This window comes from Streptomyces sp. NPDC002386 (assembly GCF_053593175.1).
This window is the reverse complement of the sequence record NZ_JBSFBX010000008.1, coordinates 332,036-357,878: the sequence shown is the minus strand read 5'-3', so window position 1 is coordinate 357,878 and position 25,843 is coordinate 332,036. Positions and strand designations below refer to the sequence as shown.

General features: G+C 73.0%; 21 protein-coding genes. 12 read left to right on the top strand and 9 right to left on the bottom strand.

Translation table 11 applies throughout. The features are described 5' to 3' along the window. The first annotated feature begins 44 nt into the window (after window positions 1–44). The gene (gene metF / locus ACWCPN_RS18895) at window positions 45–968 is read left to right on the top strand and encodes a methylenetetrahydrofolate reductase [NAD(P)H] (RefSeq protein WP_392295037.1); all 924 of its coding nucleotides are present in this window, start codon (window positions 45–47) and stop codon (window positions 966–968) included. Between the two features lie 56 nt (window positions 969–1,024). Continuing rightward, complete coding sequence (locus tag ACWCPN_RS18890) at window positions 1,025–1,981, top strand: SCO2102 family sporulation regulator (RefSeq protein ID WP_451207343.1); 957 nt, start codon at window positions 1,025–1,027, stop codon at window positions 1,979–1,981. Window positions 1,982–2,003: 22 nt separating this feature from the next. Here ACWCPN_RS18890 and ACWCPN_RS18885 read toward each other — a convergent pair whose 3' ends face one another. The 5 genes from ACWCPN_RS18885 to ACWCPN_RS18865 form a co-directional block, all read right to left on the bottom strand. Further along, window positions 2,004–3,521: a phytoene desaturase family protein gene (locus ACWCPN_RS18885; RefSeq protein WP_451207340.1), complete on the bottom strand. Its 1,518-nt coding sequence runs from the start codon at window positions 3,519–3,521 to the stop codon at window positions 2,004–2,006. 57 nt (window positions 3,522–3,578) lie between these two features. Then, entirely contained in the window at window positions 3,579–4,193 is a 615-nt protein-coding gene (locus ACWCPN_RS18880; protein ID WP_451207337.1) for a DUF4126 domain-containing protein, read from the bottom strand. Window positions 4,194–4,563: 370 nt separating this feature from the next. Continuing rightward, window positions 4,564–5,193, bottom strand: a complete 630-nt coding sequence (locus ACWCPN_RS18875; RefSeq protein WP_143636475.1) for a TetR/AcrR family transcriptional regulator — start codon at window positions 5,191–5,193, stop codon at window positions 4,564–4,566. 47 nt (window positions 5,194–5,240) lie between these two features. Continuing rightward, window positions 5,241–7,325 (bottom strand): YhgE/Pip family protein, encoded by a 2,085-nt coding sequence (locus ACWCPN_RS18870; RefSeq protein WP_451207334.1) that lies wholly within the window; start codon window positions 7,323–7,325, stop codon window positions 5,241–5,243. Beyond that, the gene (locus tag ACWCPN_RS18865; protein WP_451207331.1) at window positions 7,297–8,145 is read right to left on the bottom strand and encodes an ATP-binding cassette domain-containing protein; all 849 of its coding nucleotides are present in this window, start codon (window positions 8,143–8,145) and stop codon (window positions 7,297–7,299) included. Before ACWCPN_RS18865 ends, ACWCPN_RS18870 begins: the two co-directional genes overlap by 29 nt. Window positions 8,146–8,311: 166 nt before the next feature. Here ACWCPN_RS18865 and ACWCPN_RS18860 point away from each other — a divergent pair, with 166 nt between their 5' ends. From ACWCPN_RS18860 to ACWCPN_RS18850, 3 genes are all read left to right on the top strand, one after another. Next, a complete protein-coding gene (locus ACWCPN_RS18860) occupies window positions 8,312–8,875 on the top strand; it encodes an SAV_6107 family HEPN domain-containing protein (protein WP_365126654.1) in 564 nt (187 codons plus the stop codon). Between the two features lie 179 nt (window positions 8,876–9,054). After that, complete coding sequence (locus ACWCPN_RS18855) at window positions 9,055–9,825, top strand: methyltransferase (RefSeq protein ID WP_199210216.1); 771 nt, start codon at window positions 9,055–9,057, stop codon at window positions 9,823–9,825. Window positions 9,826–10,101: 276 nt separating this feature from the next. Then, entirely contained in the window at window positions 10,102–10,488 is a 387-nt protein-coding gene (locus ACWCPN_RS18850) for a DUF3040 domain-containing protein (protein WP_199210215.1), read from the top strand. 132 nt (window positions 10,489–10,620) lie between these two features. Here the strand turns inward: ACWCPN_RS18850 and ACWCPN_RS18845 are convergent, their stop codons facing one another. The 4 genes from ACWCPN_RS18845 to ACWCPN_RS18830 form a co-directional block, all read right to left on the bottom strand. Beyond that, window positions 10,621–13,011 carry a transglutaminase family protein gene (locus ACWCPN_RS18845; RefSeq protein WP_451207327.1) on the bottom strand — a complete coding sequence of 797 codons (2,391 nt, stop codon included), beginning with the start codon at window positions 13,009–13,011 and terminating at the stop codon, window positions 10,621–10,623. Beyond that, a complete protein-coding gene (locus ACWCPN_RS18840) occupies window positions 13,011–14,369 on the bottom strand; it encodes a DUF58 domain-containing protein (protein ID WP_451207324.1) in 1,359 nt (452 codons plus the stop codon). Before ACWCPN_RS18840 ends, ACWCPN_RS18845 begins: the two co-directional genes overlap by 1 nt. Further along, window positions 14,369–15,445 (bottom strand): AAA family ATPase, encoded by a 1,077-nt coding sequence (locus tag ACWCPN_RS18835; RefSeq protein ID WP_451207322.1) that lies wholly within the window; start codon window positions 15,443–15,445, stop codon window positions 14,369–14,371. Before ACWCPN_RS18835 ends, ACWCPN_RS18840 begins: the two co-directional genes overlap by 1 nt. A 265-nt stretch (window positions 15,446–15,710) precedes the next feature. Continuing rightward, window positions 15,711–16,259 carry a beta-class carbonic anhydrase gene (locus ACWCPN_RS18830; RefSeq protein ID WP_451207319.1) on the bottom strand — a complete coding sequence of 183 codons (549 nt, stop codon included), beginning with the start codon at window positions 16,257–16,259 and terminating at the stop codon, window positions 15,711–15,713. A gap of 384 nt (window positions 16,260–16,643) precedes the next feature. Between ACWCPN_RS18830 and rsmH the strand changes: the two genes are divergently transcribed. The 7 genes from rsmH to murD all read left to right on the top strand — a co-directional run bounded on the left by rsmH (window position 16,644) and on the right by murD (window position 25,802). Then, window positions 16,644–17,600: a 16S rRNA (cytosine(1402)-N(4))-methyltransferase RsmH gene (gene rsmH / locus ACWCPN_RS18825; RefSeq protein WP_392295030.1), complete on the top strand. Its 957-nt coding sequence runs from the start codon at window positions 16,644–16,646 to the stop codon at window positions 17,598–17,600. A gap of 63 nt (window positions 17,601–17,663) precedes the next feature. Beyond that, on the top strand, window positions 17,664–18,239 hold the full coding sequence (locus ACWCPN_RS18820; RefSeq protein ID WP_451207316.1) for a septum formation initiator family protein: 576 nt from the start codon (window positions 17,664–17,666) through the stop codon (window positions 18,237–18,239). 5 nt (window positions 18,240–18,244) lie between these two features. Next, window positions 18,245–20,224 carry a peptidoglycan D,D-transpeptidase FtsI family protein gene (locus ACWCPN_RS18815; protein WP_451207313.1) on the top strand — a complete coding sequence of 660 codons (1,980 nt, stop codon included), beginning with the start codon at window positions 18,245–18,247 and terminating at the stop codon, window positions 20,222–20,224. A gap of 29 nt (window positions 20,225–20,253) precedes the next feature. Then, entirely contained in the window at window positions 20,254–21,906 is a 1,653-nt protein-coding gene (locus ACWCPN_RS18810; protein WP_451207310.1) for a UDP-N-acetylmuramoyl-L-alanyl-D-glutamate--2,6-diaminopimelate ligase, read from the top strand. Between the two features lie 4 nt (window positions 21,907–21,910). Continuing rightward, window positions 21,911–23,317, top strand: a complete 1,407-nt coding sequence (locus tag ACWCPN_RS18805; RefSeq protein WP_451207307.1) for a UDP-N-acetylmuramoyl-tripeptide--D-alanyl-D-alanine ligase — start codon at window positions 21,911–21,913, stop codon at window positions 23,315–23,317. Further along, entirely contained in the window at window positions 23,317–24,387 is a 1,071-nt protein-coding gene (mraY, locus tag ACWCPN_RS18800) for a phospho-N-acetylmuramoyl-pentapeptide-transferase (protein WP_250404933.1), read from the top strand. The genes ACWCPN_RS18805 and mraY overlap by 1 nt, the downstream gene beginning before the upstream one ends. Continuing rightward, complete coding sequence (gene murD / locus ACWCPN_RS18795; RefSeq protein WP_451207304.1) at window positions 24,369–25,802, top strand: UDP-N-acetylmuramoyl-L-alanine--D-glutamate ligase; 1,434 nt, start codon at window positions 24,369–24,371, stop codon at window positions 25,800–25,802. The genes mraY and murD overlap by 19 nt, the downstream gene beginning before the upstream one ends. The last annotated feature ends 41 nt before the right edge of the window (window positions 25,803–25,843 follow it).

Genomic DNA, 25,843 nt, shown 5'->3' with positions numbered 1-25,843 from the left:
GACGTCCGGTTGGGGTACCGCCCACCCCTGACTAACCTGCGGGTATGGCCCTCGGAACCGCATCCACCAGGACTGATCGCGCACGCACCGTGCGCGACATCCTCGCCACCGGCAAGACGACGTACTCGTTCGAGTTCTACGCGCCGAAGACGCCCCAGGGCGAGCGGAACCTGTGGAACGCGCTGCGCAGGGTCGAGGCGGTGGCGCCGGACTTCGTGTCCGTCACCTACGGCGCCGGCGGCACCACCCGGACCACCACGGTCAGGGAGACCCAGCAGATCGTCGTCGACACGACGCTCACCCCGGTCGCCCACCTCACCGCGGTCGACCACTCCATCGCCGAGCTGCGCAACATCATCGGCCAGTACGCGGACGCCGGCATCCGCAACATGCTCGCCGTGCGCGGCGACCCGCCCGGCGACCCGATGGGCGACTGGGTCCCGCACCCCCAGGGCCTGGAGTACGCGGCCGAACTCGTGCGGCTCATCAAGGAATCCGGCGACTTCTGCGTGGGCGTCGCCGCCTTCCCCGAGATGCACCCGCGCTCCGCCGACTGGGACACCGACGTCCGGCACTTCGTCGACAAGTGCCGCGCGGGCGCCGACTACGCCATCACACAGATGTTCTTCCAGCCGGAGTCGTATCTGCGGCTGCGCGACCGGGTCGGGGCCGCGGGCTGCGAGACGCCCGTGATCCCCGAGATCCTGCCGGTCACCAGCGTGCGGATGCTGGAGCGGGTGCCCAAGCTCAGCACCGCGCTGTTCCCGGACGCCCTGAAAGAGCGCATCCTCACAGCGAAGGACGATCCGGCGGCGGTACGCTCCATCGGTATCGAGTTCGCCACGGAGTTCTGCGCACGGCTGCTGGCCGAGGGAGTGCCCGGACTGCACTTCATCACGCTCAACAACTCCACGGCGACCCTGGAAATCTACGAGAACCTGGGCCTGCACCACCCCCCGCAGGCCTAGACCGGCCGCACCGCGATACGACACACTGCGTAGCGGCCACTGGGAGAGGGGCGTACATGGGCTGGACGGTCCTCTACATCGCGTTCGGCGTCGTCGCACTGTGGCTGCTGGGTGAGGTGCTGCTGCAGTACAAGGCGCGGCTGCGCTGGCGGCTGCTCGCCTTCGCCGGCTTCCTCGGCGTCGTCGTCGGTGTGCTGATGCCTTCGGTCGTCGTCATCGGCGCGGGCGCGATCGCCTTCGCGCTCGGCCAGACCTACGTCACGCTGTCCTTCCGCCGCGGCTTCGCGGCCGGCTGGGCGGTCAAGCGTCCCGAGGACGAGGCGGAGAGCGGCGGCAGCAAGCGCCGCCGCGGCCGGGCGGAACGCCAGGACCCGACGCTGGAGGTCTCCGACCTGGAGGCGGGCGAGGGCCACGCCGACGCCGGCTACGGCCACGATCAGCTCGCCCACGGCGACGACTACGACCGCGACGACGTCTTCACCCCGGCCCACCCCCACTCCCGGCCGGGCTCGAGTGGGGGGACCCCCATGCCCGAGCCGTCCGCCGCCGAGACCACCGCCGTCTACGAGCCCCAGCCGCTCCCGGACGACACCGGCTCCTACGGCGTCTACGGCGAGACCGCCTACGCGGCCGCGGCCCAGCCGCAGGCCCAGGCCGGCGACCAGAACTACGCCTACGACTACTCGGGCTACGGCCAGCAGAACTACGGCTACGACACCGGCGGTCAGCAGGGCTACGCCAACTACTCCGACCCGTACGTCGGCAGCCAGGGCTACGGCAACGCCGGCTACGACGCCGGCTACGGCCAGCAGCAGTACGGCCAGCAGGCCTACGGCCAGGACCCGTACGCCACCGGCGGCTACGGCGAGACCCCGGCGGGCGGGGTCTGGGTCCCGCAGCAGCGCAGCGACGAGGGCTACGGCGGCGAACTCCCGCAGGAGCAGCCGTACCCGTACCAGGGCAACGGGCAGCAGCAGCCCGGAGCCGGGTACGACGAGCAGTACCGCTTCTGACGCCCGGCCCCCGGCTCCCGGCTCACTGGGAGCCGCGGAACCCGGGACCCTCCACGATCAGCCCGGCCACCAGCGCCCCCGACATGCCGGCGTGCGGCAGCCCGCCGCCGGGGTGGGACCAGCCACCGACGGTGAACAGGCCCGGCAGCCCGGTGGTGTTGCCCGGATGCAGCAGCCGCCCGCCGCCGGCCGCGAGCGCCGGGGCCGGCACCGCGCCGCCCGTCGCACCCGTGGCCTCCTCGATCGCGGCGGGGGTGCGCACCTCCCGCCACAGGATCCGGTCGCGCAGCCCGGGCAGGGCGCGCTCGGCCGCGCTGATCATGCGATCGGCCTGTTCGTCGAGGGCCTGGCGCCCGGCCGGGCCCTCGACGTCGGTCCGGGCGGGCACCGTCGACACCAGCACGGCCGACTCGTGGGCGGCGTCCGGCACCAGCGCCGGGTCGTCGGGGCGCAGCACGGTCACGGTCGGCCGGGCCGCCGCCCCGCCCGGGCCCGCGAACAGCAGGTCCAGTTCCGCCTCGCGGTCCTCGGCGTGCACCACGGTCCGGTGCGCCGCCTGCGCCGGCCGCCCGCCGCGCAGCGCCAGCAGCACCGTCAGCCGGCTCGGCATGCCCCGCTGTGCGCCGACCTCGTCGTCACCCCGCAGGGGCGTCCCCGTCACGAGCCGGCCGAGCACCTCGGGCGCCACCCCGGCCACCACGAAGTCCGCCCCGGCCACCGTCCCGTCGGCCAGCTCCACCCCCGCCGCCCGGCCGTCCCGTTCCACGATCCCGGTCACCTCGGCGCCGAGGACGAACTCCACCCGCCGCTCCAGGCACCGCTCGTACACCGCCCGGGCCAGCTCCCGCATGCCGCCGCGCACGTACCAGGTGCCGAAGGCGTGGTCCATGTAGGGCAGTACGGCCGCGCTCGCCGGCGCGGTGCGCGGATCGAGGCCGTGGGCGAGGGCGTGGGCGTCGAGCAGGGCCGCCAGACGCTCGTCGCGCAGTTCCCAGGCGCCGATCTCGGCCAGGGTGCCGGCCCGGCGGGTGCGCAGCAGCCGCTTGTGCGGCACCGACGGATAGGGCTCACGCTCGGCCAGCACCCGCCAGTTCGGCCACAGCGGCTCCTCCAGCAGCGGCCGGCGGGTGCGGTCCCAGGCCTCCCGGGCCCGCACCAGGAAGTCACCCCAGCGCTGCCCGGCACCGGCGCCCAGGGCCTCGTCCAAAGCCGCGACCACGCCCGCGCGGGAGGCGTTCGGCAGGGCCACCCCGGTGCCGTCCGCGAAGACGTGCCGCGCGGACGGGTCGACCTGGACCAGCTCGACGACGTCCTCCAGCGGCCTCTTGCCCGTCTTGACGAACAGGTCGCGGTACACGGCGGGCAGCGGCAGCAGCCCCGGCCCGGTGTCGAAGGCGAATCCGTCCCGCTCGAAGCGGCGCACCGCCCCGCCGTACGTCCCGGTACGCTCGTACACCGCCACCCGGTGGCCCGCGACGGCCAGCCGGGCAGCGGCCGCCATCGCGCCCATCCCGGCGCCGATCACCGCAATCCGTGCCATGACCGCGACTTTATCCACCGGCGGCGACAGCACCGGCGGCGGGCGGTCCGGACCGGGTCAGCCCGGTGGTCCGGGCACCCGGGAGGCCAGCCGGCGTTCCTCCCGCCGCTGCGCCCGGCGCCGCAGGAAGCGCCGGAGGCGGGAGACGAGGAACACCAGCACGACCAGCCCGGCGGCCAGCAGCACCGCCGCGATGATCGCGGCCGCCTCGGGATGGAACATCGCGAACGACACGATGCCGGCGACCCCCAGGTCCTCGGCGGTGCTCAGCACGAAGTTGCTGAACGGTTCCGGCGAGGTGTTGACCGCCATCCGGGTACCGGCCTTCACGCCGTGACTGGCCAGCGCGGTCGAACCGCCGAGCAGTCCGGCCGCCACGTCCGACAGCGAACCGCTCTGCCCGGCGAGCAGTGCCCCGATCCAGGCGCCCGCGAGCGGCCGTACGACGGTGTGCGCGGTGTCCCACACCGAGTCGACGTACGGGATCTTGTCCGCGACCGCCTCGCACAGGAACAGCACGCCCGCCGCGATCAGCACCTCGGGCCGCTGCAGCGTCTGCGGGACGTCGTCGCTCACCCCGGCCCTGCCGAACAGGCCGAGCAGCAGCACCACCGCGTAGGCGTTGATGCCGCTGGCCCAGCCGCTGGTGAAGACCAGAGGGAGTACGGACACGCAAGGGATCGTAGCCATTCGGCGGGCCGCCGTCCCGGGCACGCGTACGCGGCACTGAGTACGCGTACTCAGACGGCCGGATGAGTACGCGCACGGATGGGCCGCGGCCGCCGGGCACGGGAGAGTGGTGTCACGGCAGGGGGCGCGGACCGGCACCGCCGGCACGGGGCGGCGGAACGGCGCCGCGCCCTGGCCGCTCCTTCCGCCGATCCGTCGGCGGAAGCGAGGCACGGGGGACCCGCGGCGGACCGCCGCGGGAGACCACGGGGGGAGATCCGTACGGGGGAGCACGGGGGAGTACGGGAAGTACGGGGGAGTGGGAAGGCGCCGGCCCGAGAGGACCGGCGCCTTCTCCGTGCTCCGGGTGGCCTCAGCCCTTCCCGCTCACCCGTCCCTGGAGCAGCCGGGACAGGGCGGCGTGGACGTCGTCCAGGGAGCGCTCCGGCTGGAACGACTTCCAGTCCAGGGCGGCCACCAGCACCATGCCGACCAGCGCGGCCGCCGTGAGCTGGACGTCGATCTCGTCGCTGAACTCACCGGCCGCCACGCCCTCGCGCAGCACCCCCTCCACGACGGCGACGGCCTCCTGCCGCACCACCATCAGCGTGGACTGCCAGGCGCGGTTGGTGCGCCACAGCTCGGCCACGTAGAGCTGGGTGAAGGCCGGGTAGCGGTCGATGAAGACCAGGCCCGCGCGGACCATCGCGTCCAGGGCGTCCACCTTGCCGCCGCCCTCCGCCGCGGTCCGCTCGGCCGCCTCCCGGAGGGACGCGGTGAGCAGGCCCACGCCGTGCCGCAGCAGTTCCTCGAAGAGGACCGACTTGCTCGCGAAGTTGTAGTAGACCGTGCCCTTCGCGACACCGGCCCGCTCGGCGATCTCGTCCACGGTGGTGGCGGAGAAGCCCTGCTCGGCGATGAGCGTGACGGCGGCCTCGTAGAGCTTCTGCCGGGTGGCCTCGCGGCGCGTGCTGCCGCCGGAGGTGGCGCTGCTGCTTTCCATGGCCCCGATTGTCACAGGTACGCGCGCGTGCGGGGACGTCCCGGGGATCACAGGCTCAGTTCCGGGTGCAGCCGGTCCAGAGTCCACACCTGGCGGCGCCGGGCCGCGAGGGCGGTCAGCGCGACGGCGCCCGCGGTGAAGGCGGCCAGTACGCCGCACGCCTGCCAGACCGGGCCGAGCCCGCCGCCCGTGATCAGCCGGCGCAGCGCCGCCACGATGTAGCTCATCGGCAGGAAGGGGTGGATGGCGTTGAAGAAGCCCGGGCTGGTCTGCACGGGATAGGTGCCGCCCGCCGAGGTGAGCTGGAGCATCAGCAGCGCCAGCACCAGGATCCGGCCCGCCGCGCCGAAGCGGGCGTTCAGCCACTGCACGATCGCCGCGAAGCACGCCGCCACCAGGAACAGGAACCCGACCGTGCCGGCCGCCCGCGCCATCTGCAGCCCGATCGCCCAGTGCAGCACGGCCATCAGCGCGGCCGTCTGCAGCACGCCCACCGCGACCACCGGCAGCCAGCCGGCCAGCGCGATCCGCCAGGCCGGTGAACCGGCCGCCAGGGCACGCCGGTTGAGCGGCGGGATCAGCATGTACGCCACCATCGCGCCGACCCACAGGGACAGCGGGATGAAGTACGGGGCGAAGCCGGTGCCGTAGTTGGGCGCCTTGTGCAGGTCGTGGGAGGCGAGCTGGACCGGGTCGGCCATCACGCCGGTGCGCTTGTCGCGGTCCTGCTCGTCGTAGTCGGGGATCTTCTTGGCGCCGTCGTGCAGACCGCCGGCCAGCTTGCCGGAGCCGTCGACCAGCTTGTACATCCCGCCGCTGAGGGTCTGCGCGCCCGACTCGGCGGTGCCGATGCCCTTGTCGAGCCTCGCCGCCCCGGTGCCGGCGGTGCCGATCCCGGCGTGCAGCTTCTTGGCGCCGGCGGCGACCTCGGCCGCGCCGTCGTTCAGCTCGTTGATCTTCTTGACGGCGTCGTCGACGTCCTCGTAGAGGTGCGGGGCGCGGGCGGCGAGGGCCTCGGCCTGCTTCTGGAGCGTGGCGAGGTTGGCCCGCATGGTCTTCAGGGAGCCGTCCTGGTCGGCGATCAGCGTGTTGAGGTCGTCGGCGACGGTGGCCACGTCGGCAGCCGCCTGCTTGGCCTTCTTCAGGTCGGGACAGGCCGGGTCGGGGATCACCGCCTTCTCGCAGCGGGCCTCGTAGACCGCGTCCAGTGCGGCCGAGGAGGCGTGGGCGGTCCTGGCGGCGCCGGGTGCCAGCTTCACCATGGTCCCGAGGTTGTGCCGGACGGTCGCGGCCGAGTCGGCGACCAGCCGGGCGGTGTCCCCGATGGTCTTCTCGTTGTCCTTCAGGAACGGACCGGCCTGCTTGTAGACGCCGTTGACGTTGTCCGCGAGGGTCTGGGTGCCGTCCGCGACCCGCTTGGAGCCGCTCTCCAGCCGGCCCGCGCCCGAGTCGAGCTTCTTCAGCCCCTTGGCCAGCTTGCCGCTGCCGCTCTTGGCGTCCTTCAGGCCGGCCGCCAGATCTTTGGAACCCTTCTCCGCCTTGCCGAGGCCGCCCTTGAGGCGGTCGGCGCCCTTGGCGGCCGTCACGGTCTTGCCGTGGATGTCGGAGAAGGAGATGAAGATCCGGTCCAGGAAGGAACGGGACGCCTTGCTGGACGCGGCCGAGCGGACCTCGTTGAAGACGGTCCGGGAGATCTGGCCGACGATGTAGTTGTTCGCGTCGTTGGTGCGCACCCTGAGCGCGCTCGTCTCGGGGGAGTCGCCGGAGCTGGACGCGATCCGGCCGCTGAAGTCGGCGGGCATGGTCAGCGACAGGTAGTAGGTGCCGTCCTCGACGCCCCGGCGGGCCTCGGCGTCGCTCACCTCGTGCCACTCGAAGGTCCGGCTGTCGCGCAGCCCGGCCACGATGTCGTCGCCGGCGGTCACCTTCTTCCCGCCCGCCGTGGCGCCCTTGTCGTCGTTCACCAGGGCCACCGGGATGCGGTCCAGGCGGCCGTAGGGGTCCCAGAAGGACCACAGGTACAGGGCGCCGTACAGCAGGGGCAGCACGAGCAGCGCGACCAGGGCGGCGCGCGGCAGCTTCCCCCGTCCGAAGCGCCTCAGTTCAAGCGCGGCCAGCCTCGGCGTGCGCATCCGCCGCCTCCTTCCGGTCGTTGCCGTCGTCGGTCTTCGCAGTGCCGTCGTCGTCGGCCTGCGACGTGTCTTCACCGGTCCTCGGCGCGCTGTCGCCGTCCGGCCCGGGCCCGCCGTCCCCGCCGGTCCCCTCGGCCGGCCGGGTGGAGACGGTGAGGCAGTCCGCGGGGGCGGTGCGGCACACGGCCATCACCGTCGTGCCCGCGCGCGTGAGGGACCGCAGCAGGTCCCAGATCTCCTCGCGTTCGGCGTCCGAGAGCTTCACGTCGATGTCGTCCACACCGATCAGCCGCGGCCGGCCGAGCAGGGCCAGCGCGAGGGACAGCCGCAGTTCCGCGGGCCGTTCCAGGTCCCGCACGGCCGTCCGCGAGCCCTTGGGGAGCGTCTCCACGTCGAGTCCGGCGGCGGCCAGGGCCGCGTCGACGCGCAGCCGGGCGTCGTGGATCCGGTCCCGGCGGGGGCGGAGCATCTCCCGCAGGGAGTCGCCGAACCGGTTCTGCAGCAGGGCCCGTTCGCGCAGGTGCTCTCCCACGGTCAGGGCCGGTTCCAGGTCGGTGACACCGGCCACGTTGGCCACGGCGCCGATCCGGCGCACGGCGGCCATGTGCCGGGGGAGTTTGAAGCCGGCCACCGTGGCCACTCCCTCGGTGGGCTTCATGCGTCCGGTGAGCGCGAGCAGCAGACACGTGCGGCCGGAGCCGGACGGTCCCTCGATCGCGATCAGTGAGCCGGGCTCCGCGTCGAGCGCGACGTCCCGGAAGACCCACCCTCGTGGCCCCCTGAGCCCGAGGCCCTCGGCGGTGAGATGCGCGCCGTCCACAAGCCTCCCCCTTGCCTGTTCTCTTTTTGCACTGACTGGTCAGTACAAAAATACTCCCGAACCCCTGATCGAGGCAAAGCGGCAGGTCAGAACGGATTGTCAGTGCCATACCCCACGATGGGGACATACGGCATTCGTGCCGTCACCAGACGACAGGAGGTTCGTCATGGCCAATCCCTCCGCAGCCGCCGCCCACCGGCGCCGCGCCACCGGCCCTGCCCCCTCACTGACCGGCCCGGCGAGCGACGTGCACCCCGTGCTCCGCCGGGCCACGGCCCCGCCCGCCGTCCTCGACCTGCTCGCCCAGGCCCGCGCCGGACTCGAGGAGGCCGGCCGCCTGGAGACACCGAACGAGCGCTACGCGACCGCCCACCTCGCCGCCCTGCGCACCGCCGCCGCGGTGCTCGCGGCCCGGGGCCGTCCCGAGACCTCCCCGCGCCGCCGGGCCCGCATCCGCAGCGCCTGGGAGGTGCTGCCCGAGACGGCTCCCGAACTGACCGAGTGGAGCGCGCTGTTCGCCTCCGGCGCCGCCCGCCGCGCCCGCGCCGAGGCGGGCATCCAGGGTGCGGCCGGCCGGCGGGACGCCGACGACCTGATACGCGACGTGGCGATGTTCCTCCGCATCGTCGAGCGGATGCTGGTGCTCCAGCCCGTCCTGCCCCAGCCCCGCCACGACACCGGGGAGCCCCCGGGCCCACCCGCCCGCGGCGGCCTCCCGGACGCGGGCTGACCTCGGCCGTCCGCCCTGCGAGACGGACACGGCCCACCCCACCGCGATGACCGGGTGCGGCGGCGGAGGCAATAGGGTGGAGTTGCCTGAAGCCTTCCCGTCTCCCGCATCCGGGCCGGGGAGGCACCCCGTTCGCGCCGCCGGGCAACAGGTGGTGCCGCGCCGAGGAGTCAACTGCCGTGTCGGACCCGATGCGCCCCCGTTCCTCCCTCCGTACCGCAGTGGTCTGGGAGGTCCTCCAGGACGCCCTGGACCGCCGGATCAAGGCCACGGGGCGGGAGTCGCTGGACGTTCTCGACACCGGGGGCGGCAGCGGGAACTTCGCCGTACCCCTCGCCGGCCTCGGTCACCGGGTCACCGTCGTCGACCCCAGCCCCAACGCGCTGTTCGCCCTCGAACGCCGCGCCGCCGAGGCCGGTGTCGCCGACCGGGTCCGGGGCGTCCAGGGCGACGCCCACGGCCTGTTCGACGTGGTCGAGCGCGGCGGCCACGACGTGGTGCTGTGCCACGGCGTCCTGGAGTACGTGGACGACCCGGCCGAGGGCCTGCGCAACGCGGTGGCCGCGCTGCGCCCCGAGGGCGTCCTCAGCCTGCTCGCCGCCGGTCTCGGCGGTGCCGTGCTCGCCCGGGCCCTGGCCGGCCACTTCAAGGAGGCCAAGCAGGCGCTCCAGGACCCCGAGGGCCGCTGGGGCGCCGGGGACCCGGTGCCGCGCCGCTTCACCGCCGAGCAGCTCACCGCGCTGGTGGAGGGCGCGGGCCTGCGGGTCGGCGCGGTGCACGGCGTACGGGTCTTCGCCGACCTCGTGCCCGGCGTCCTGGTGGACACCGAGCCCGGCGCCATGGACGCCCTGCTGAAGCTCGAGGCGGCGGCGGCCGAGCTGCCCGCCTTCCACTCGGTCGCCACCCAGCTCCATGTGCTCGGTGAGACGCGGGCGGCCACCGAGGCCTGAGTGCTCCCGGAGACGCGCCGCTGATCAGGGGCTCGGCGGTGGATGGAGTACGCCACAAGACACCCGATCGAGCGGTTTGCGCCGTATGATCGAGGTACGCCGTCCGGCATGACGGGTCGGCCGCCGGGGAATGGAAGCCTCAGCGAGCCGGGACGGCCAGGATGGATTCCGGTTGGCCAATTGGCGCAGAGGGGCGGGTTTCACGGGGGCGATTCCCTGCCTATCCTGAAGGGACCCCCCGGGTCGCCCCGGCGACTGCACGATGAGGAGGACTCCGTGCCGCTCTCGGAGCACGAGCAGCGCATGCTCGAGCAGATGGAGCGAGCGCTGTACGCCGAAGATCCCAAGTTCGCGTCGGCGCTTGAGGGAAGTGGGCTGCGGACGTACACCCGGCGGCGGGTCTACCAGGCGGTCGTGGGCTTCCTCGTGGGTATCGCGCTCCTCATGGCCGGAATGGTCGCCAAGCAGATCTGGATCAGCGTGGTGGGCTTCCTGGTGATGCTGGGCTGTGCCGTGCTCGCCGTGACCGGCTGGCGCAAGGCCCCCAAGCCGGGCGAGCAGCCCGCGGGCGCCCCGCGACGCCAGGTACGGCAGAAGCGCTCCATGATGGACCGGATCGAACAGCGCTGGCAGCGCCGCCGCGACGAGCAGCAGGGCCACTAGCGCACGCTGTTCGGAGCGGGCCGGGCTCGCACCGCGGGCGCTCGGAGCCACGGACATCCGTGAGGGGTGACCACCGGACGGTGGTCACCCCTCACGTGTGCTCCGGGACCGCCGGTCCGCGGTCACGGAGGTTCAGCCCCGCTGCCCCGACGGCCGCAGCCACGACGGCCGGGCCGCCACCGCGCGTGCCCTGAGCGCCGCCCACCGGTCCGACATCGCCCACAGCACCCGCGCGGCCGAACGCGGCGCGAACCGCGCCCTCAGCCTGGTGCGCCGGCGCACGCCTCCGTGCAGGGCGGCGACCACGTGGCGCACGTCGTCGGCGAGGCCCGCCACCGGTCGCGGCCGGGGCGCGTACAGCACCTGCTCCACCGCGTCCGCCACCCGGTCCACCGCGGCCCTGGCGGCCGCGTCGAGACGGCCCAGTCGCACGATCCTGGCCGCCGCGTTGCGCGGGGTCAGCGACTCCTCCGGGAGGATGCCGAGGTCCCAGGCGCTGTCGGTCAGCTCCTGCCAGGCCAGCAGCGCGTGGGCGGCGGCGCCCTCCGCGGTCCGCGCGTGCCCGCCCAGCCGGACGGCCCGCAGCCGGGCCCGCCACAGCAGCGGCAGGAAGGGCACCGCCAGCACGGCCAGGACACCGAGCCCGGTCAGCCCCAGCCACAGCAGGTCCCAGCCGCCGCCACCACCGCCGGGACGCGCGATGGCCGCGGCCGGGGTGTCGCACGCCTCGAGCTTGCGCAGCTGCGCCGAGCAGCTCTCGCTGGGCGAGGCCTCGGCCGAGGGCGCCTGGGACGCCCCGCGCGACGGCAGGGCCTCGTCCGGCTCCGACGTGCCCGGCGTGTTCGACTGGGTGTACGAGGGCACCGTGCCCCGGGTCGGGGTCGGCTCGAAGCGGGTCCAGCCCACGCCCTCGAAGTACAGCTCGGGCCAGGCGTGCGCGTCCTTCAGCGACACCGAGACCGAGCCGTCCGCCTGCGGGGTGCCGGGCGCGAAGCCCACGGCCACCCGGGCCGGGATCCCCAGCGTGCGGGCCATCGCGGCCATCGCGAAGGAGAAGTGGACGCAGAAGCCCTGCTTCTTCCGCAGGAAGTTCGCGATGGCGTCCGGACCCTGGCCGACCTCGACCTCGGTGTCGTACTGGAAGCCGCCGTTCACCGCGAACCACTCCTGGAGCTTGACCGCCTCGTCGTAGTGGCTGGAGGAGCCCGCGGTGATCTCCTCGGCGGTCCTGGCCACCACCTTCGGCAGCCTGGACGGCACCCTGGTGTACTCGCGCCGCAGGGCCGCGGGCGCCTGTGGTGCGGCGGCCAGCTCGCCGGCGGTCGGCTGCACGTCGAGGCTGCGCACCTCGTAGACCTCACCGCGGGTGTTCTGCCCGTGGTCGCCGACGAGCGTCATGCCGACGGGCTCGTACCGCCAGTTGCCGCCGATGCTCACCCTGCTCGGCGGGTACGGCATCGGCAGCCAGTCCTGGGCGTACCAGTCCGCCGCGGTGATCCGGGTGCGCACCGTGCTGCGCTTGACGCCCGAGTCCAGGCCGGCGGGGGTCGGCAGGGCGTCCGGCAGCGCCACGATGTGCCGCTGGGACGGCTTCCAGGTCGTGCCGTCGAAGTCGTCCAGGGACACGATCCGCAGGTACATGTCCGACAGGTCGCCCGCCGTGGTCCTCAGCGACAGCACCTGGCGGTCGTTGTCCACGTTGAGACTGTCGCGCAGCGACACCAGCGGGTTGACCGCGGAGATCGTGCCGCCCCTGCCGTTGCCCGCGCCGACGCCCGTCCCCGCGGCGTCCAGCAGCCCGCCCTGGATCGAGAACAGGGGGATGGCCGGCACCAGCACGGCGACACCGAGAGCCACCGCGCCGAGCCGGCGCCCGGCGCGCACCGGCGCCACCGCCCCGCTCTCCGGTCCGCCCGGGTCGCGGGAGGCCCCGCCGAAGACGCGGCCCCACTGGGCCAGCCGGTCCCGGCTCTCGGCGAGCAGCAGCATCAGATAGCCGGCGCCCGCGATCAGGAAGGACAGCCAGTCGGTGCCGCTGTCGGACAGCCCCGCGGCCACCGAGTAGAGCGCGAGCAGCGGCAGCCCGGCCGGGGCCGCGCTGCGGAAGGTCACCGCCAGGGTGTCGACCAGCAGACCGATCACCAGGACCCCGCCGATCAGCATCAGCTCGATGCCGTCGGTGAGCGGTGCCGGTATCGCGTACCGGCTGACGTCGTCCGAGCCCTGCTGGAGCAGTTCGCCGAAGTGGCGGAACGCGTCCGGGCCGGGGACCAGCCCGCCGACCGCCTGCCGCCGGGCGAAGACCAGGGTCAGCAGCATCAGCGTGACCAAGGCCTGCGCGGCCACGGTCAGCGGCCTCGCCAGCGGCACCCGCCGGGCCGCCGCGCCCACCCCGGTCTGCACGCCGACCAGCAGTATCGTCGTGAACAGCCACGTCGGCTGGTCCACCAGGGGCAGCAGCGCGCACGCGGTCATCAGCGTGGCCGCGGCGGCGAACAGGGCCAGCCGGGCCCGCCCGCTCATCACTGTGCCTCCCCGGCGACGCCGGTCAGGCCGGAGCGTTCCCGGTCCGCCTGCCGCCACAGATCGTTCAGCGACGCCCCGCGCGGCACGCCCAGCGCCGTCCAGCCCGCGTCGCGCAGCATCCGCAGCCGCTCCCCGTGCGGGCCGCCGGAGGCCGGCGCCCCGGTCGTCCCCCGCACCCACGCGTCGGGGTCCAGCACGAACGCCAGCGCTCCGCCGCTGCGCTGGCGCATCCTGGCGACCACGGCGGCCTGCTCCTCGTCCAGGTCGCCCAGGAAGGCCACCAGCAGCCCCTCGTTCCCGCCGCGCAGCGAGTCGTACGCCCGGGACAGGCCCGTGCCGTCGGAGTGGTCGATCACCGCGAGGGTGTCCATCATCAGCCCGGCCGCGTCGGCGCTGTCCGGGCCGCTGCCCGCGAACCCGTCGGCGCCCTCGCCGGGCACCGAGGTGCCGCCGTCCGTCAGCAGCCGCACCGAGAAACCCCGTTCCAGCAGGTGCGTCAGGACCGACGCGGCACCGGAGACGGCCCACTCGAACGCCGAGTCGGGGCCCGCGCCCTCGTAGCCGAGGGCCCGGGTGTCCAGCAGCACCGTGCAGCGCGAACGCCGCGGCTGCTCCTCGCGGCGCACCATCAGCTCGCCGTAGCGCGCGGTGGAGCGCCAGTGCACCCGGCGCAGGTCGTCGCCGTACCGGTAGCCGCGCGGGATCACGTCGTCCTCGCCGGCCAGGGCCAGGGACCGCTGCCGGCCGTCGCCGTACCCCTTGGCCTCGCCGCTGAACCGGACCGGTGTCAGCGGCTCCGTGCGCGGTATCACGGTCAGCGTGTCGTACGTGGAGAAGGACCGGGTCAGCTCGCACATCCCGAACGGGTCGGTCAGGCGCAGCTGCAGCGGGCCGAGCGGATAACGGCCGCGCAGGTCGGAGCGGACCCGGTACGACACCTCGCGGCGCCCGCCCGGCTCCACCCGGTCCAGCACGAAGCGGGGCCGGGGCCCGAGGACGTAGGGCACCCGGTCCTGGAGCATCAGCAGGCCGGTGGGAAGCCGGGAGACGTTGTCCATCCGCAGGTGCACGCGCGCCTCGCCGGTGGCGGGCACGCGCGCGGGGGAGAGCCGGCGGCTGCCGGTCACCCGGTGGCGCGTGCGGTAGAGCACGGCAGCGCAGAGCAGGGGCAGCACCGCCAGCAGCAGGCCTACCCGGAGCAGATCGCTCTGGCCCAGCACGTAGGCGCAGACCGCGGCCGCGATCCCGGCCGCGAGGAAGGAGCGCCCGCGCGTGGTGAGTCCCGCGAGGGCGGTACGGACGCCGCTCGCGTCGCCGCGGTCGGGCTCCGCCCGCCCCGTCCCCCCGGTGCTCATCAAAGACCCCGAGGGGGCTGCGGGGGATAGGCGGGCATGGTCCGGCCCAGCGAGCCGAAGCCGCCGTGCTGCTGCGGAGCCGCGGGTACGGCGGTGTGCTGCAGGATCTCCAGCACCACCTGTTCGGCCGTCCGCCGGTTGAGCTGGGCCTGCGCGGTGGGCAGCAGCCGGTGGGCGAGGACCGCGACGGCGAGTTCCTGCACGTCGTCCGGCAGCGCGTAGTCCCGGCCGGCGAGGGCGGCGGACGCCTTGGCGGCGCGCAGCAGATGCAGGGTCGCGCGCGGGGACGCGCCGAGTCTGAGGTCGGGATGGGTGCGCGTGGCCGCGACCAGCTCCACCGCGTACCGGCGCACCGCCTCGGAGACGTGCACCCCGCGCACGGCCTCGACGAGCTTCACGATCTCGTGCGCGTGCGCCACCGGCTGCAGGTCCTCCAGCGGGCTCACCCCGCCGTGGACGTCGAGCATCCGCAGCTCGGCCTCGACACTCGGGTAGCCGACGGAGACCCGGGCCATGAAGCGGTCGCGCTGGGCCTCGGGCAGCGGGTAGGTGCCCTCCATCTCGACCGGGTTCTGCGTGGCCACCACCATGAACGGGCTGGGCAGTTCGTAGCTCTGCCCGTCGATCGTGACCTGCCGTTCCTCCATGGACTCCAGCAGGGCCGACTGGGTCTTCGGCGAGGCGCGGTTGATCTCGTCACCGATCACGATCTGCGCGAAGATGGCGCCCGGCTTGAACTCGAAGTCCCGGCGCTGCTGGTCCCAGATGGACACGCCCGTGATGTCCGAGGGCAGCAGGTCGGGCGTGAACTGGATGCGCCGCACCGAGCAGTCGATGGACCGCGCCAGTGCCTTGGCCAGCATCGTCTTGCCCACGCCGGGGACGTCCTCGATCAGCAGGTGTCCCTCGGCGAGCAGTACGGTCAGCGAAAGCCGTACGACCTCGGGCTTGCCCTCGATCACACCCTCCACCGAACTGCGGACACGCTCCACAGTGGCGGTCAGATCATCCCCCACGCTCGGCTGCGCTCGCGCGGGGGCTCCCCCATGGCTCGCCCGATCGTCATAGGTCGTCACCCGGCCCTCCTCGGCCCGTTCTTACTCGGGCCGACGCTCTGCGCTGCGAAACCGGCCCACCCCGAAACACGGACTTCGCGCCGGAAGGGTTCCGGGCGACGCCACACCCCGCATTCTTGCCGCCGTTACCGATTCGTGTCACTCGCCTGTGGACAACTGCCCGCACTATGTCGGTCTTACGGCCTTTTCGGCCGCCGTTCTCCGGGTGCGGTGACGGAACGCCCGCGCGACGCGGGGGTGTTCGTGACGGGCCGGCGCCGCTTCGTCAGGCCGGGTCGATCTCGCGCAGCCGGCCCGTCTTGACGTCGAAGACGAAGCCGCGCACGTCGTCGGTGTGCAGCAGGAACGGCGAGGTGCGCACGCGCTGCATCGACTGCCGTACGTCCTGGTCGACGTCCCGGAAGGCCTCCACCGCCCACGCGGGACGCTGGCCCACCTCCAGCTCCAGGTCGTGCCGGAAGTCCTCGGTGATGGACTCCATGCCGCATCCGGTGTGGTGGATCAGCACCACGCTCCGGGTGCCGAGGGCGCGCTGGCTGATGGTCAGGGACCGGATCACGTCGTCGGTGACGACCCCGCCGGCGTTGCGGATGGTGTGGCAGTCGCCGAGCTGCAGGCCGAGGGCCTTGTGCAGGTCGAGGCGGGCGTCCATGCAGGCCACGACGGCCACGCGCAGGACGGGCCGGGCGTCCATCCCGGGGTCGCTGAACGCGGCGGCGTACTCCTGGTTGGCTTCGAAGAGGCGGTCCGTGACGGTGCCGTCACCCGCTATGGTTCCATCGGCCCCGGTCTGAGCTGCTGCAGAAGTCGTCATACCCAAGACCGTACTGGTCATACCCGTTCCGGTCCTGCTGTGCAGAGCGGACAAAGAACGCCATTGTGGCTTGTTGTGAGCGACTCCACACACAGCGCGAACCGTATTCGTGCCCGGTCGGGCGACGCGCAGGCCGGTTGATTGACCGCGCGACACGGTCGACTAAAGTGACGCGAAGCGGGAGGCGCGGCTCTCCCTGCTGGTGAATCCCCCGGAGACCCCGGCCCTCACCCGGACGGTCTCCCCACGTGCGCGGCGCGTACGTACGGCTCGGCCTCCTCCCGCTCCCGGCCGGCCGACGCTTCCGGCGCCGGCGGGCCTCCCCTTCACGGAGCGGGCGGGGACCCGGCGGTGCGTACGGCCCGCCGGAAACGAGAGGCCCCCTTGAGCGAGAGTCGACACGTCCCGGTGATGCTCCAGCGGTGCCTGGACCTGCTGGCGCCCGCCCTGGAGCGGCCGGGAGCGGTGGTCGTCGACTGCACCCTCGGCCTCGGCGGCCACAGCGAGGCGCTGCTGAGCAGGTTCCCCCAGGTGCGGCTGATCGGCCTCGACCGCGACAAGGAGGCGCTGCGCCTGTCGGGTGAGCGGCTGGCGCCCTACGGGGACCGCGCCACCCTCGTGCACGCGGTGTACGACGAACTGCCCGAGGTCCTGGACCGGCTCGGCGTCGCGCGCGTCCAGGGCGTCCTGTTCGACCTCGGCGTGTCCTCCATGCAGCTCGACGAGGCCGACCGCGGCTTCGCCTACGCCCAGGACGCCCCGCTCGACATGCGCATGGACCAGACGACCGGCATCAGCGCCGCCGAGGTGCTCAACACCTACCCGGCGGGCGAACTGGTGCGGATCCTGCGCGCCTACGGCGAGGAGAAGCAGGCCAAGCGGATCGTCTCGGCGATCGTCCGGGAACGCGAGAAGGAGCCGTTCAGCAACAGCGCGCGGCTCGTCGAGCTGATCCGGGACGCGCTGCCGCAGGCCGCCAAGCGCACCGGCGGCAACCCGGCCAAGCGCACCTTCCAGGCCCTGCGCATCGAGGTCAACGGCGAGCTGTCCGTCCTGGAGCGGGCGATCCCGGCGGCGGTCAAGGCCGTCGGCGTCGGCGGGCGCGTCGCCGTGCTGTCGTACCACTCCCTGGAGGACCGGCTGGTGAAACAGGTGTTCGCGGCCGGCGCCGCCACCACCGCGCCGCCCGGACTGCCCGTCGTGCCCGAGCGCTACCAGCCGCGGCTCAAGCTGCTCACGCGCGGTGCCGAACTTCCCACCGAGGAAGAGATCGCCGAGAACCGCCGGGCCGCCCCCGCCCGGCTGCGCGGCGCCGAGCGCATCAGGGAGGACGCCGAGTGAGCGGAACGGGTCGGCTGGGTTCCCGGACTCACCCGTCGGCGCACCGGAGCCACCGGAGGCCCAGTGAGTAGGAAACCCGAACTGAGGGGGAGGGCCGCCCGGCTCGCCCGGCTTCTCCCGGCCGGCCGCGCCCGCGCGGCCCGCGCCCCGTTCGTCCTGCTCGTCGTCCTGCTGCTCGGCGGCGGCCTCATCGGGCTGCTGGTGCTGAACTCCGCCCTCAGCGAGGGCTCGTTCCGCCTCGACGCCCTGCGCAAGCAGACGAAGAACCTCACCGACGAGGAACAGGCACTCCAGCGGGACATCGACGGCTACTCGTCCCCCGACGCCCTCCAGCGCCGCGCCCGCGAACTCGGCATGGTCCCCGGCGGGGACCCCGCCTTCCTGGAGCCCGGCGGAACCGTCAAGGGCGTACCCGGCGCCGCGAGCCCGGAGCCGGCCGCGCTCGACGGCCCGGCCGCCCCGAAGACCGTCACACCGTCCGCCGCCCCGCCGTCCTCGCCGGCGGCGACCCCCGGCGCCCCGACGCCCACCCCCAGCCCCACGCCCACTCCCGCGGCCCCGGTGACCACCGCCCCGGCAGCGGCGGTGGCGCCGCTCTCCCCCCTCCAGCCCGCCCCCACCCCGACCTCCGGCAGGTGACGGAAGTGTCCGACAGGGAACCGCCGCGCCGCCGTGTGCCCGGCCCCGCGAAGCCTTCCCCGAGTCCCCGGCCCCGTCCGGACCGGGGCCAGCCCCGCCGGGCGGGGGGCTCCGTCCGGCGGCAGCCCGGGCCCGGCGGGGCCCGGCCGATGCCCCCGCCGCCGCTCCGGCTCGGCCGGCCCAGGCCTCGGCTGCGCATGGTGGGCCTCGCCCTCACCCTGGTGATGAGCGCCTTCGTCGTACGGCTGCTCCAGGTCCAGGCCGTCGAAGCGCACGCGTACGCCTCCAAGGCCGAGCAGAACCGCTACGTCGTGCACACCCTGGCCGCCGACCGCGGCGGGATCACCGACCGCAACGGCGTGGCCCTCGCGATCAGCGAGGACGCGTACGACATCACGGCCGACCCCACGATGTTCGGCCGCAAGCAGCTCAAGATCGACGACGGACCCGAGCAGGCCGCCGCCCTGCTCGCGCCGATCCTCGGCCAGGACCAGGACGCGATCGTCACGAAGCTGCGGCCCAAGAACAAGCTGTCCCGCTACGCCAAGCTGGCGGTGCGCCAGACCCCGCAGGTCTGGAAGCAGATCAAGGACCTGAAGGCCGCCCTCACCAAGAAGGCGGGCTCCGACGGCAAGGCGCCCAACGTCCTCGCCGGCGTCTTCGCCGACCCCAGCAGCCAGCGCGTGTACCCCAACGGCGACCTCGCCGCCGGGATACTGGGCTGGGTCAACGCCGACGGCCGGGGCGGCGGCGGCATCGAGCAGGAGCTGAACAAGCAGCTGTCCGGCAAGGACGGCAAGATCCGCTACGCCCAGTCCGGCGGCCGCGAGGTGCCCACGGCGGGATCGACCGAGACCCCGGCCGTGCCCGGCAGCGACGTCGAACTCACCATCGACCGCGACATCCAGTGGGCCGCCCAGAACGCCATCTCCGAGCAGGTGAAGAAGTCCAGGGCGGACCGCGGCTACGTCATCGTCCAGGACACCCGCAGCGGCCAGATCCTGGCGATGGCCAACTCGCCCGGCTTCGACCCGAACGACCTGTCGAAGGCCGACGCGGAGGCCATGGGCAACGCGGCCGTCCAGGACGCCTACGAGCCCGGCTCCACCGCCAAGGTGATGTCCATGGCGGCCGTGCTGGAGGAGAACGCGGCCACCCCGCTCACCCACGTCGTCGTCCCCAACCGGCTGCACCGGGGCGACCGGCTGTTCCAGGACGACGTCGACCACGGCACCTGGTACCTCACCCTCAACGGGGTGCTCGCCAAGTCCAGCAACATCGGCACGATCCTCGCCACCGGCCAGCTCGGCAAGTCACAGTCCGAGGCCAACAAGGTCCTCTACTCCTATCTGCGCCGGTTCGGCATCGGCCGGCCCACCGGGCTCGGCTTCCCGGGCGAGACCAAGGGCATCCTCGCCGCGCCCGGCGACTGGTCGACCTCGCAGCAGTACACGATTCCTTTCGGCCAGGGTTTCTCCCTGAGCGCCATGCAGGCCGCCTCCGTGTACTCGACGATCGCCAACGGCGGCGTCCGCGTCGAACCGACCCTGGTGCGCGGCACCCGGGGCGCCGACGGCCGCTTCACGCCCGCTCCCCAGCCCGGGAAATCCCGTGTGGTCAGCGCGAAGACGGCCAAGTCCGTCGCCCAGATGCTGGAGTCCGTGGTGGACGACGAGCAGGGCACCGGCATCAAGGCCCGCATCCCCGGGTACCGGGTGGCAGGCAAGACCGGCACGGCGAACCGAGTGGATCCGGCCACCGGCAGGTACCGCGGATACACGTCGTCGTTCGCCGGCTTCGCGCCCGCGGACAGACCGCGGATCACGGTGTACTGCGCCATCCAGAACGCCACGTCCGGCAGCTATTTCGGCGGCCAGATCTGCGGCCCGGTCTACAAGCAGGTGATGGAGTTCGCCCTGAAGACGCTGCAGGTGCCGCCGACCGGCGCGAAGGCCGCGAACCTGCCCGTCGACTACAAGCCCTGATCAGCACCTCGGAAAGACCAGGAACACTCGTGACAACGATCACCCCCGACCCCGGGAACCAGGGCACCCAGGAGCCCTCGCTTCGCTCCGGAGCCAGTGCGCCCGGTACGCTCACCGCCGTGCCACACGCTGATCAGTCCCCCATCACCCAGAAGGGCGCTTCCGTGACATATCCGGGACCGCCGCGACCGGTTCAGGTCTCCGCCACACCCCTCGCGGAGCTGGCCGATCAGCTGGGTGTCGCCGTCGAGGGCGCCGCCGAGGTCACGGGCATCACCCATGACTCGCGCGCGGTCCGCCCCGGTGACCTGTACGCCGCCCTGCCGGGCGCCCGCCTGCACGGCGCCGACTTCGTCACCCAGGCCGCGGGCCTCGGCGCCGTCGCCGTGCTGACCGACCCGACGGGTGCCGAACGCGCCGCCGCGACCGGCCTGCCGGTCCTGGTCGTCGACGACCCGCGCGCGCGGATGGGCGCACTGGCGACCACGATCTACGGCGACCCGGGCCGGGACCTGCTCCAGATCGGCATCACCGGCACCTCGGGCAAGACCACCACCGCCTACCTGGTCGAGGGCGGTCTGAAGACCACCCGCACCACGGGCCTGATCGGCACCGTCGAGATGCGCGTCGGCGAGGAGCGCATCAAGTCCGAGCGCACCACCCCCGAAGCCACCGACCTGCAGGCACTGTTCGCCGTCATGCGCGAGCGCGGCGTCGAGGCCGTCGCCATGGAGGTCTCCAGCCACGCCCTGGTCCTCGGCCGGGTCGACGGCTGCGTCTTCGACATCGCCGTCTTCACCAACCTCAGCCCGGAACACATGGAGTTCCACTCCGACATGGAGGACTACTTCCGGGCCAAGGCACAGCTCTTCACGCCGGAACGCAGCAGGCTCGGCGTCGTCAACACCGACGACGAGTACGGCCGCCGGCTCGCCCGGGAGGCGACCGTCCCGGTCGTCTCCTTCTCCGCCGAGGGCCACCCCGACGCCGACTGGCGTGCCGAGGACGTCCAGGTCGGGCCCATGGACTCGACGTTCACCGTCGTCGGCCCCGACGGCGAGCGGATCCAGGCCAGGTCGCCGCTGCCCGGCCCGTTCAACGTGGCGAACACCCTCGCCGCCGTCGTCGCCCTCGCGGTCGCCGGCCTCGACCCGCAGGCCGCCGCCGACGGCATCGCCGCCGTACCGGGCGTGCCCGGCCGCCTGGAGCGCGTGGACGCCGGACAGCCCTACCTCGCGGTCGTGGACTACGCCCACAAGACCGACGCGGTCGAGTCGGTCCTCAAGGCGCTGCGCAAGGTCACCAAGGGCCGTCTGCACGTCGTCCTCGGCTGCGGCGGCGACCGTGACCAGACCAAGCGCGCCCCGATGGGCGCCGCCGCGGCCCGGCTCGCCGACACGGCCGTACTGACCTCCGACAACCCCCGCTCCGAGGACCCGCTGGCGATCCTCGCGACCATGCTCCAGGGCGCGGCCTCCGTGCCGTCCCACGAGCGCGGCGAGGTGCTCCTGTTCGAGGACCGGGCCGCCGCGATCGCCGCCACCGTCGCCCGGGCGCACGCCGGGGACACCGTGCTGGTCGCGGGCAAGGGGCACGAGCAGGGCCAGGACATCGCCGGCGTGGTCCGTCCCTTCGACGACCGCCAGGTGCTTCGCGAAGCTATCCAGAAGACCCAGGGATGAACTTGTGATCGCCCTCTCCCTCGCCGAGATCGCCGAAGTCGTCGGCGGGCAGACGCACGACATACCGGATCCGTCCGTCCAGGTCACCGGACCGGTGGTCCGGGACTCCCGGGAGGTGGTCCCGGGCAGCCTCTTCGTCGCCTTCGTCGGCGAGCGCGCCGACGGGCACGACTACGCGCGGGCGGTCGTCGGGGCCGGCGCCGCGGCCGTCCTGGCCTCCCGGCCGGTCGGCGTGCCCGCGATCGTCGTCGAGGACGTCCAGGCCGCCCTCGGCGCCCTCGCCCGTCACGTCGTACGCAGCCTCGGCGCGACCCTCGTGGCGCTGACCGGCTCCGCCGGCAAGACCAGCACCAAGGACCTCATCGCGCAGGTGCTGCAACGCAAGGCGCCGACCGTGTACACGCCCGGCTCGCTCAACAACGAGATCGGGCTGCCCCTCACCGCGCTCAGCGCCACCGCCGAAACCCGCTTCCTCGTACTGGAGATGGGCGCCCGCGGCATCGGGCACATCCGCTACCTCGCCGGCCTCACCCCGCCGCGGATCGGCCTGGTGCTCAACGTGGGCACCGCCCACATCGGCGAGTTCGGCGGCCGCGAGCAGATCGCCCAGGCCAAGGGCGAACTCGTGGAGGCGCTTCCGGAGGACGGCGCGGCGATCCTCAACGCCGACGACCCGCTGGTCCGGGCCATGGCCTCCCGTACCAAGGCGAAGGTGGTCCTTTTCGGAGAGTCGGCCGAAGCGGACGTACGCGCCGAGAACGTGCGACTCACGGACAGCGGACAGCCCGCGTTCAGGCTTCACACACCCTCCGGTGCAAGCGATGTGACCATGCGCCTGTACGGTGAGCACCACGTGTCGAACGCGCTCGCCGCGGCCGCCGTCGCCCATGAGCTGGGCATGTCCGCAGCTGAGATCGCCACCGCGCTCTCCGAGGCGGGCTCCCTCTCCCGCTGGCGCATGGAGGTCACGGAGCGCCCGGACGGCGTGACCATCGTCAACGACGCCTACAACGCCAACCCCGAGTCCGTGCGGGCCGCCCTCAGGGCGCTCGCGGCCATGGGCAAGGGGCGCCGTACGTGGGCGGTGCTCGGCAAGATGGCCGAGCTGGGGGACGAGGCGCTCGCCGAGCACGACGCCGTCGGACGGCTCGCCGTCCGGCTCAACGTCAGCAAGCTCGTCGCGGTCGGGGGGATTGAGGCCTCCTGGCTGCAACTGGGCGCATATAACGAGGGTTCGTGGGGTGAGGAGTCGGTGCACGTGTCCGACGCACAGGCGGCGGTCGACCTGTTGCGCAGCGAGTTGCGCCCGGGGGACGTCGTGCTCGTGAAGGCGTCCCGTTCGGTCGGGCTCGAGGGTGTCGCCCAGGCGCTGCTCGAGACCGGTGCCGAGGGTGAGGTTGCCGCCCGATGATGAAGCAGATCCTGTTCTCAGGAGTCATTGGCCTCTTCCTGACGCTGGTCGGCACCCCGCTGCTGATCAAGCTCCTCGCCCGCAAGGGCTACGGCCAGTACATCCGTGACGACGGCCCGCGCGAGCACGCCAGCAAGCGCGGTACGCCGACCATGGGCGGCATCGCCTTCATCCTGGCGACCATCGCCGCGTACTTCCTGAGCAAGCTCATCACCGGCTACCCCCCCACCTACTCCGGACTGCTGGTCCTCGGCCTGATGTTCGGCATGGGCCTGGTCGGCTTCCTGGACGACTACATCAAGATCGTCAAGCGGCGCTCGCTCGGTCTGCGGGCCAAGGCCAAGATGGCCGGCCAGCTCATCGTCGGCATCGGCTTCGCGGTGCTGTCGCTGATGTTCGCGGACGCGCGCGGCAACACCCCGGCGTCCACGAAGCTGTCGTTCATCACCGACTTCGGCTGGAGCATCGGCCCGGTGCTGTTCGTCGTCTGGGCGCTGTTCATGATCCTGGCGATGTCCAACGGCGTGAACCTCACCGACGGTCTGGACGGCCTCGCCACCGGCGCCTCCGTGCTCGTCTTCGGCGCCTACACGTTCATCGGCGTCTGGCAGTTCCAGGAGTCCTGCGCCAACGCGACGACGCTGACCAACCCGGGCGCCTGCTACGAGGTACGCGACCCGCTGGACCTCGCCGTGGTCGCCTCCGCGCTGATGGGCGCCTGCCTGGGCTTCCTGTGGTGGAACACCTCGCCGGCCAAGATCTTCATGGGCGACACCGGTTCGCTCGCCCTCGGCGGTGTCCTCACCGGCCTGGCCATCCTCTCCCGCACCGAGCTGCTGGTGGCCATCATGGGCGGCCTGTTCGTCCTCATCACCATGTCGGTCGTCATCCAGGTCGGCTCCTTCCGGCTCACCGGCAAGCGCGTCTTCCGGATGGCGCCACTCCAGCACCACTTCGAACTCAAGGGCTGGTCCGAGGTCCTGGTGGTGGTCCGTTTCTGGATCATCCAGGGCATCTGTGTGATCGTCGGACTGGGCCTCTTCTACGCGGGATGGGCAGCGGACAAGTGACCTCCTCGGTGCCTTCCGAATTCCAGGGCAAGCACGTCACCGTCGCCGGGCTCGGCGTCTCCGGCGTCCCGGCGGCCAAGGTGCTGCACGCGCGCGGTGCGGTCGTCACGGTCGTCAACGACGGCGACGACGCACGCGCGCGGGAGCAGGCCGCGGAGCTGGAGGCGCTCGGCGTCACCGTGCGCCTCGGCGACGGCGCCACCCTGCCGGAAGGCACCGAGCTGATCGTCACCGCGCCCGGCTGGAAGCCGGACAAGCCCCTGTTCCTCGCCGCCGCGAAGGCGGACGTGCCGGTCTGGGGCGACGTGGAGCTGGCCTGGCGCCTCAGGGGACCCGACGCGGCGCCCTGGCTGGCCGTGACGGGCACCAACGGCAAGACCACCACCGTGCAGATGCTCGCCTCCATCCTGGCGGCCGCGGGCCTGCGCACCGCCGCCGTGGGCAACATCGGCGTCTCCCTGCTGGACGCGGTACTCGGCGAGGAGGAGTACGACGTCCTCGCCGTGGAGCTGTCCAGCTACCAGCTCCACTGGGCGCCCTCCCTGCGCGCCCACTCCGCGGCCGTCCTGAACCTGGCACCGGACCACCTCGACTGGCACGGCTCCATGGAGGCCTACGCGGCCGACAAGGGCCGTATCTACGCGGGCAACCGGGTCGCCTGCGTCTACAACGTGGCCGACAAGCTCACCGAGGACCTGGTGCGCGGGGCCGACGTCGAGGAGGGCTGCCGGGCCGTCGGCTTCACCCTCGGCACGCCCGGTCCCTCCCAACTCGGCGTCGTGGACGGCATCCTGGTCGACCGCGCCTTCGTGGCGAACCGGCACAAGAGCGCGCAGGAACTGGCCGAGGTCTCCGACGTCAACCCGCCGGCCCCGCACAACATCGCCAACGCCCTTGCCGCCGCCGCCCTCGCGCGCGCCTACGGCGTGCCCGCCACCGCCGTACGCGACGGCCTGCGGGCCTTCCGTCCGGACGCCCACCGCATCGCGCACGTCGCGGACATCGACGGGGTGGCGTACGTGGACGACTCCAAGGCCACCAACACCCACGCCACGGAAGCCTCGTTGGCGTCATATGAGTCGATCGTATGGATTGCGGGCGGTCTGGCGAAGGGCGCCACCTTCGACGAACTGGTCGCCAAGTCGGCGAAGCGGCTGCGCGCGGCCGTCCTGATCGGCGCCGACCGTGCCCTGATCCGCGAGGCCCTGGCGCGACACGCCCCGGAAGTACCCGTCGTCGACCTCGAACGGACCGACACTGGGGCGATGCTCCAGGCGGTGACGGAGGCGAAGCGGCTGGCCCGGCCCGGCGACACCGTGCTGCTGGCCCCGGCCTGCGCCTCCATGGACATGTTCACCAACTACAACCAGCGCGGCGACGCGTTCGCGGCCGCGGTCCGCGAACTCGGCGCCTGACCCGGCCGCCCGCCGGGCGGATCTTGGGAGGGACGCGTGGG